The 7,213-nt window shown below is 66.3% G+C and carries 7 protein-coding genes; 4 read left to right on the forward strand and 3 right to left on the reverse strand.

The genetic code is table 11. From position 1 onward, the window contains the following. Nucleotides 1–38: 38 nt before the first annotated feature. Both WBV89_RS21135 and WBV89_RS21140 read right to left on the reverse strand, forming a co-directional pair. A complete protein-coding gene (locus WBV89_RS21135; protein WP_423983307.1) occupies nucleotides 39–770 on the reverse strand; it encodes a hypothetical protein in 732 nt (243 codons plus the stop codon). Then, complete coding sequence (locus WBV89_RS21140) at nucleotides 770–2,239, reverse strand: hypothetical protein (protein ID WP_423983308.1); 1,470 nt, start codon at nucleotides 2,237–2,239, stop codon at nucleotides 770–772. Before WBV89_RS21140 ends, WBV89_RS21135 begins: the two co-directional genes overlap by 1 nt. A gap of 33 nt (nucleotides 2,240–2,272) precedes the next feature. Between WBV89_RS21140 and WBV89_RS21145 the strand changes: the two genes are divergently transcribed. The 3 genes from WBV89_RS21145 (at nucleotide 2,273) to WBV89_RS21155 (ending at nucleotide 5,843) form a co-directional block, all read left to right on the forward strand. Beyond that, nucleotides 2,273–2,452 carry a hypothetical protein gene (locus tag WBV89_RS21145; protein ID WP_423983309.1) on the forward strand — a complete coding sequence of 60 codons (180 nt, stop codon included), beginning with the start codon at nucleotides 2,273–2,275 and terminating at the stop codon, nucleotides 2,450–2,452. Nucleotides 2,453–2,540: 88 nt separating this feature from the next. Further along, nucleotides 2,541–3,284, forward strand: coding sequence for an ABC transporter ATP-binding protein (locus tag WBV89_RS21150; RefSeq protein ID WP_423983310.1), 744 nt, complete (start codon nucleotides 2,541–2,543; stop codon nucleotides 3,282–3,284). Between the two features lie 6 nt (nucleotides 3,285–3,290). Next, nucleotides 3,291–5,843 (forward strand): ABC transporter permease, encoded by a 2,553-nt coding sequence (locus tag WBV89_RS21155; RefSeq protein ID WP_423983311.1) that lies wholly within the window; start codon nucleotides 3,291–3,293, stop codon nucleotides 5,841–5,843. Nucleotides 5,844–5,906: 63 nt separating this feature from the next. On the opposite strand, the gene WBV89_RS21160 is transcribed toward WBV89_RS21155, so the two are convergent. Then, complete coding sequence (locus WBV89_RS21160; RefSeq protein ID WP_423983312.1) at nucleotides 5,907–6,104, reverse strand: hypothetical protein; 198 nt, start codon at nucleotides 6,102–6,104, stop codon at nucleotides 5,907–5,909. A gap of 52 nt (nucleotides 6,105–6,156) precedes the next feature. Here WBV89_RS21160 and WBV89_RS21165 point away from each other — a divergent pair, with 52 nt between their 5' ends. Continuing rightward, complete coding sequence (locus WBV89_RS21165; RefSeq protein ID WP_423983313.1) at nucleotides 6,157–7,158, forward strand: GlxA family transcriptional regulator; 1,002 nt, start codon at nucleotides 6,157–6,159, stop codon at nucleotides 7,156–7,158. Nucleotides 7,159–7,213 lie beyond the last annotated feature (55 nt).

Below are 7,213 nucleotides of genomic sequence, written 5' to 3' on the forward strand. Positions count from 1 at the left end.
TACGTAACGGGTCTGACCCGTTACGTAACGTGCGGTGGTCAGTCGAGGCGCTTGCGGAGTTCGACGTAGACCTCGTCGCCGGCGAGGACCGAGAGTTCGTCGGAGAGGCTGTCGACGACGGGATGATCTCCGCTGTACGCCTCGCCACCCTCCGAGCGTTCGGTGCAGCACCACGCCATCTTCGACGCGTGATCCCCCCAGTCGGCGCGCGACCAGCGTCGGACCGTCGCGGTTTCCGGGCCTTCCGGATCGTCGTCGTCGACGAGCGCCCAGTCGACGCGCAGCGGGAGTTGCCAGCAGACCGACGGCTTCCACTCGGTCGGCGAATCGCCTGCCTCGAGTGCGGCGATGTGGAGGGCGCATCCGGCTCCACCTGCGAATCCGGGTCGGTTGAGGAACACACACGCTCCATCGACGACACGCGTGTGCGTCCGGTCGGCGTCACCGTAGAAGCCGGCGACATCGTCGTGGAGAGCGGTTCCGGCCGCATGGAACTGCCACTGCTCCGGGGTGAGCATCGACACGTAGGCCGAGAGCTGTCGTGCTTCTTCCTGGCCGGGCTCGCCGTCACCGAAGTGGGCGCCGAGTGAGCAGCAACCCTGATGTAATTCCTCGGCGTCCTCGGCAAGGATGCCCTTGCACCCGTTGCCGTACAGGCAGGTCCAATTCGACTCGAGGAACTCGCGCTCGAAACGCCAGACGGTGTCGTCCGAGGTGATCTCGACGAAGTCGGCGGGCGTTGCAGCGGGCTGCTCTCGATCGTCGCTCATCATCGATTTCCGAAGTGGATGACGGTCGGGCGGTCGGCGATCTCGAGGGGATCGTCGCCGAGCGCGACGTACTCCGAGTCGCGACCGTCGATGACGACGTACCCCGTGCCGTCGGGAGCGACCACGGCGACCGAGGCGGCATCCACCAACGTCAACTCTCCGTCGCTGAGCAGTTGTGGTGTCGTTCCCTGGAAGGCGATGGTGCAACCGTCGTACGACTCGTCGGTGACGAACGAATCCTCGATCTCCGCGACCACGGATCCCGATTCGACGTCGAGGACCGTCGTGGCCGATTCCCGGCCCGAGGTGGAGACGGCGACGATGCACCGCTCTCCGCTGCCGGGCCGACGTGCCGGAGCGCCCGGTGCGCTCGCGATCTGGGTGCCATCGGACTCGAGCACGTACGTGTCGCGTGTGCCGACCACGACGAGTCGGTCGCCGTCCGCGACTCGCTCTCCGCTGGACACCTCGATCGGACGATCGTCGGGGTCGCTCAAGGAGCCGACCTCGTCCACGGAGCCGTCGGCATCGACGATGGTGATCGTGCCGTCGGTGGAGACCGCGAGGATCCGCCCGTCGTCGCGCAGCAGTGTGGCCTTCGGGGCTGCCACGTCGATCGATCCGAGTCGCTCGCCTGCAATGTCGTAGAACTCGAGCTCCGATTCGTCGCCGGCGGGCTGTTCGGTGACGATCCGTTCGTCGTCGATCGCGATCACCCGACCGGCGCGCGCCTGCGCGCTCGAGTCGGCGAGGTCGATGACGACCGATTGAAATGCGTTGGGGACGGGGACCGCCACGTGGGTCGCCGACGGATTGACGATCACGTCGGCGGAGAAGATCAACGGATCGTCGAGTCCGGCCACGTCGGCCACGCTGAGGGTCGAACGATCGCGGGTGTCGATGATGCTGATGTCACCGCCGAGGTCGTTGCCGGAGATCGCGATCGCGGGATGGTCGGGGCTGACGACCAGCGTCTCGTCGGGGCCCGAACGGCCCTGTCGCTGGGAGCCGTCCGCCAGGTCGGTCTGGACGATCTGACCGGCGTCGGTCATCGTGACGAGCACGTGGTCGGCGACGAGCGATTGGGCGTCGAGCAGATCGTCGCTCGCCGCGTACGTCTCGATCTCGTCGCCGTTGCTCGGATCGACGAGTCGGATCTCGTCGGTCTCGAGCACGACGATCGTGTCCCAGTCGACGGCCGCAGCGGAGGAGGTCGACGACGAGTCGTCACCGCCGATCAACCGGCCGATGCCGATCGCGCCGAGCGCGATGACGATCACGACGCCACCGATCACGAGTGCTCGTCGGACCAGGAAGTTCGGCTCGTCCCATTCCTCGTCGTCCCACCGTGCGTCCGGGTCGTCGGACGAACCTCCCGCGTCGGGACGGCCACCTGCGATCCCGCGGGGCGGGGTGGGATCGTCGTCGACATCGCCGGCGTTGTCTGGCAACGGGCGGTGATCGGGCACGACCGAGATCGTACGCGCTGTAGCGTCGGGATCGTGGAGTTCTCGTGCCCGCGATGTCAGTCAACGACCGTCGACGACTTCTACGGTCCGTGCGGCACGTGCCGCGGTGATCTGGTGGCGAAGTTCGCGGGTCTCGGGCGCACGGTCGACGTCGCCGAGTACGAGCCCAAGATGAACGTGACACCGAACGCGGTCGCGCTCAAGGACGACTGAGCCTCGGGCAGCCCGGACCGGGTGGCCTCCGCCCAATCGAGAGCCACTACCCTCGGGCCGTTCCCACCCGGCCCAGAGCGGAGATCACATGACAACGACCGAAGTCCAGACAGTCGCTGCCCGGGCCGTCGATGCGGTGAAGAGCTACGGGACCGGCGACGCCGCCGTCCACGCCCTCGCCGGGGTGACCGTCGACTTCCCGCAGCATCGTTTCACGGCGATCATGGGACCGTCGGGATCGGGCAAGAGCACGTTGATGCAGTGCGTCGCCGGCCTGGATCGTCTGACATCGGGATCGGTGTTCATCGGCGACACGAACCTCGAGACACTCGACAAGACCCAGCTCACACTGCTGCGCCGGGACCGCCTGGGGTTCATCTTCCAGCAGTACAACCTGATTCCGACGCTGTCCGCCGAGGAGAACATTCTGCTTCCGCTCACCCTGGCCGGCGAGGACCCGAACCGGGAGTGGTTCGACACGATCGTCGACACGGTCGGCATGCGCGATCGATTGAAGAACCTGCCGAGTCAGCTGTCGGGTGGCCAGCAGCAACGTGTGGCGGTAGCGCGAGCCCTCGTTCCGCGACCGGACATCGTGTTCGCCGACGAGCCGACGGGTGCGCTCGACTCGAGTACCGGGATCGAGATCCTGACGTTCATGCGCCGTGCAGTCGATGAGTCCGGTCAGACGATCGTGATGGTCACTCACGATCCACACGCCGCGTCCTACGCGGACAACGTCCTGTTCCTCGCCGACGGTCAGATCATCGACGAGATGGCCGAGCCGACCACGGATCGAGTGCTCGACCGCATGAAGCGATTCGAGGGCTGATCCTCGATGCTTCGCCTCGCGCTCCGCGGAGTTCGCTTCAACCTCGGTCGCTACATCGCCACGCTGGTCGCGATCATCACGGGCGTCGCATTCTTCGCGGCGACCGGATTTCTCGGCGACCGCGTCATCGACGCGCTCCAGGGTGACGCCGACCGACAGTTCGGAAGTGTGGAGGCCGCCGTCGTCGTCGATGACGTGTCGGACGCCGCAGCCGACTTCGGCGGCGAACTCCGCATCGATGGTTCCGACGCTGATGCCATCGCCGCCCTGCCCGAGGTCGCAGCGATCGGTGGTGATCTCTCGGGCAGCGTGTCCTTCCTCGCCGACGACGGCGGAACGTTCGCCGACGGAGCGATCGGTCGCCTGTGGATCGAGGACGATGACCTGAATCCGATCGACATCGACGAGGGTGCGGCCCCGGCCGCGGATGGCGAGATCGCGATCGACACGAGGACCGCCGACTCCGAGGACCTTGCGATCGGCGACCAGGTGACGATCCTGACGTTGGCCGGGCAGTTCCCGGCCGAGATCGTCGGCATCACCTCGTTCGGCAACACCGATGCACAGGACGACGGCGGCACCGTCTCGATCTCGGGGGCCAACGCGTTCGACTGGTTGAACTCGGGCCAGGTCGAATACGAAGACCTGTTCCTGCGCGGCACGGTCGACGAGGTCGAGCTGCAGGCGGCCGTCGAACCACTCGTCCCCGCCGGGTACAAGGTGCAGACCGGTGACGACTTCCTGAAGGACAAACGTGGTGAGGTCGGCGCATTCGGCCAGACGCTCAAGACCGTTCTGCAGGGATTTGCCACGCTGGCGTTGTTCGTCGGCGCGTTCGTCATCTACAACACGTTCAGCGTGATCGTCGCGCAGCGGCTGCGTGAGCTGGCGGTCCTCGCGGCCATCGGTGCGACTCCGAAGCAACTGAAGCGGTCGTTGCGATACGAGGGCCTCGCGATCGGTCTGCTCGGATCGGTCCTCGGGGTGATCGCCGGCTTCGGGTTGACGTTCGTGATGATCGCGGTCCTCGAGTTGTTCGGGGTCTCGCTTCCCGGGCGCGGGATCAGCATCTCGCCGACGACGGTGATCCAGGGCATCCTCGCGGGCACGATCATCACCTTCCTGTCGGTCATGATTCCCGCACGTCGCGCGGCGAGGACCGAGCCGATCGAGGCACTGCGACAGGCTGCGGTCGAGAGCGCGACGTTGACGACCAAGCGGATCGTCACGGCCTTGGCCCTCGTCGGCCTCGGTGCAGTGGGAATGCTCTTCAGCGGGTCCGCGCTCAGCATCGCCGCCTCGGCGGTGGTGCTGTTCGTCGGCGTGATCGTGGCCGGTCCGCTCATCGCGGTGTTCGGGGCCAAGGTGTTCAGGCCGATGCTGCGGTGGTTCGGCCTCGAAGGTCGCCTCGCTGCCGACAACACCGCGCGCAACCCGCAACGCACTGCGACCACGTCGAACGCGCTGTTGATCGGCGTGTTCCTCGTGACGCTCGTGACCGTCGCCGGCACGAGCGTCAAGGACTTTGCCGTGGACGAGATCAACGCGCTGTCGAGCGCCGATTTCATCATCACGAGTGACGGCGGAACCATCGACGACGACCTCGTCGCCAGCCTCGAAGAAGTGGACGGGGTCGAGTTCGTCACCGCGTTCCGGCGTGAGGTCGTCGCGATCGATCGGGTCGATGCGACGCCCGATGGCGAGTCGGGCGAGGATGCTTCGGATGGGTTCGTGATTCCGTCGGCGGTGTCGACGGGGGACCTCGATGCGATGGTCGAGGCCGCCTCTATCGAGGTGATCGACGGAACGCTCGACGACCTGGGGCCCGGCAAGGTGTTGACTCTCGACGACGGGGATCCGCGCCCGATCGGCTCGACGGTGACCTTCACGAGCAGTCAAGGTGCCACGATCGATCTCGAAGTCGTGGGAACCATCGGGTCCTCACTCGACACGACGTTCACCGGGAGTCTCATCGACTCGGACACGTTCGACGAGTTCGTCGGTGAGACCGCTCCGACGGTCGCCTTCCTGGACGCCGCTTCGGGGTCCCAGAGCGATGTCGCCGACAGCATCGACGACATCACGAGCCTGCGCCCCGACATCTCCGTCCAACAGGGCAATGCGCTCGGTCAGATCGTCGGCACGATCTTCGACTTCCTGATCAATGCCGTCAACGGCTTGCTGTTGATGAGCGTCGCCGTGGCGCTGATCGGAATCGTGAACACGTTGTCGCTGTCGATTCTCGAGCGGCGTCGCGAGTTGGGGCTGCTGCGCGTGATCGGAATGGTCGACAAGCGCGTGCAACGGATGGTGCGGATCGAGTCGGTGCTGATCTCGGCACTCGGCACGGTCTCGGGCCTGGTGTTGGGGGTTTTCACGGGGGCTGCGCTGATCCTCGCGATCGACCGGCTGACCTCGGCCGACATTGCGCTCAACTTCGCGCCGCTCCAGTTGTTGCTGATCCTGGTGCTCGGTGTCGGTCTCGGCTTCGTGGCTGCGCTGATCCCGGCGAAGCGCTCGACGCGCCTCGACGTGCTCGACGCCATCAACGCCACCTGATCTCGCCCATCCTCCGGGCAGGCCGTTCTCGTGAACATGTTCGGCGCTCCGTGCGCGAAGAGTTCACGAGAAGGCCGGGGCGGCGGGGGCTGGAGCGGGCGTGGTCGGGGTGGAACCGGTGCGGTCGAGGACGCCCTCGTGACCGCAGTTGCAGCGCCACTGCAGGACCGGGCCATGGTCGGTGTTGACGAAGCCGGTGACGTTGCGCCGGGTCATCAAGATGGTGGAGTCGTGGGTCGGGCAGAACGCTGAGAACATCATGTGGCAAGAATGCGCTGGTACGTGTCTTCCTGCCAATGGCAGAATGGCACCCATGACCTACAGAACTGCCAGCCCGATGCGGCAGGAACGCGAGCATCGGGTGGCGGTTTTGCTGTTCGATCGGCCCTCGATGTTCGAGATGTCGGTGGCGATCGAGGTGTGGGGCAACGACCGCACCGAGCAGGGGGTTCCGTACTCCGAGCTGCGGTTGTGCAGCAACGAGGGACCGCGCCTGCGCGGTGACAACGGGTTCGACCTGGTCCTCGATCACGACCTCGCTGCACTCGAGTGGGCCGACACGATCGTGATCCCGAACGGCAAGCGACCGACACCGACCATCGACTACGAACCGGCGGTCGTCGAGGGATTGCGGACGGCGTACGCGCGTGGCGCACGGCTGATCTCGTTCTGCTCCGGAGCCTTCACGTTGGCGGCGACCGGGCTCCTCGACGGTCGGACGGCGACGACCCACTGGACCTACATGAACCAGTTCCGGGCGCGACACCCGTCGATCGCGTTGCAGCCCGATGTGCTCTACACGGGAGGGGATCGGTTGTACACGAGCGCCGGTACGTCGGCCGCGATCGATCTGTGTCTGCATCTGTTGCGCGAGGACTGGGGCGCTGACGTCGCCAACACGGTTGCGCGGCGGATGGTCGTGCCGCCCCACCGCGATGGTGGTCAGGCGCAGTACATCGAGCAACCGATCCCGGTGTGCATCGATGTCGAGGGGGATCTGCGGGCCGTGCTGCAGTGGGTCGAAGGAAACCTCGAGCGACAACTGACGGTGGACGAACTCGCCCGGCGCGCGGCGATGACCCCGCGCACGTTCGCCCGGCGCTTCAAGGCGGCGACCGGGACGACGCCGCTGCAGTGGATCCTTCATCAGCGGGTGGTGGCGTCGCAGCGGATGCTCGAGGTGTCGTCGATGTCGGTCGACGAGATCGCCGCCACCGTCGGCTTCGGGTCGGCCGCGGCCATGCGTCAGCACTTCACCAAGGTCGTCGGTTCGACCCCCAGCGCCTACCGCGCAACCTTCCGCCACGCCGCCTGACGTATCAACTGGGGTCAGGGTGGGTTCAGGGGGTGGACGCCGTAGCTGAGTAGTT

The sequence above is a fragment of the Ilumatobacter sp. genome, from assembly GCF_049588435.1.
Lineage (GTDB): Bacteria > Actinomycetota > Acidimicrobiia > Acidimicrobiales > Ilumatobacteraceae > Ilumatobacter_A.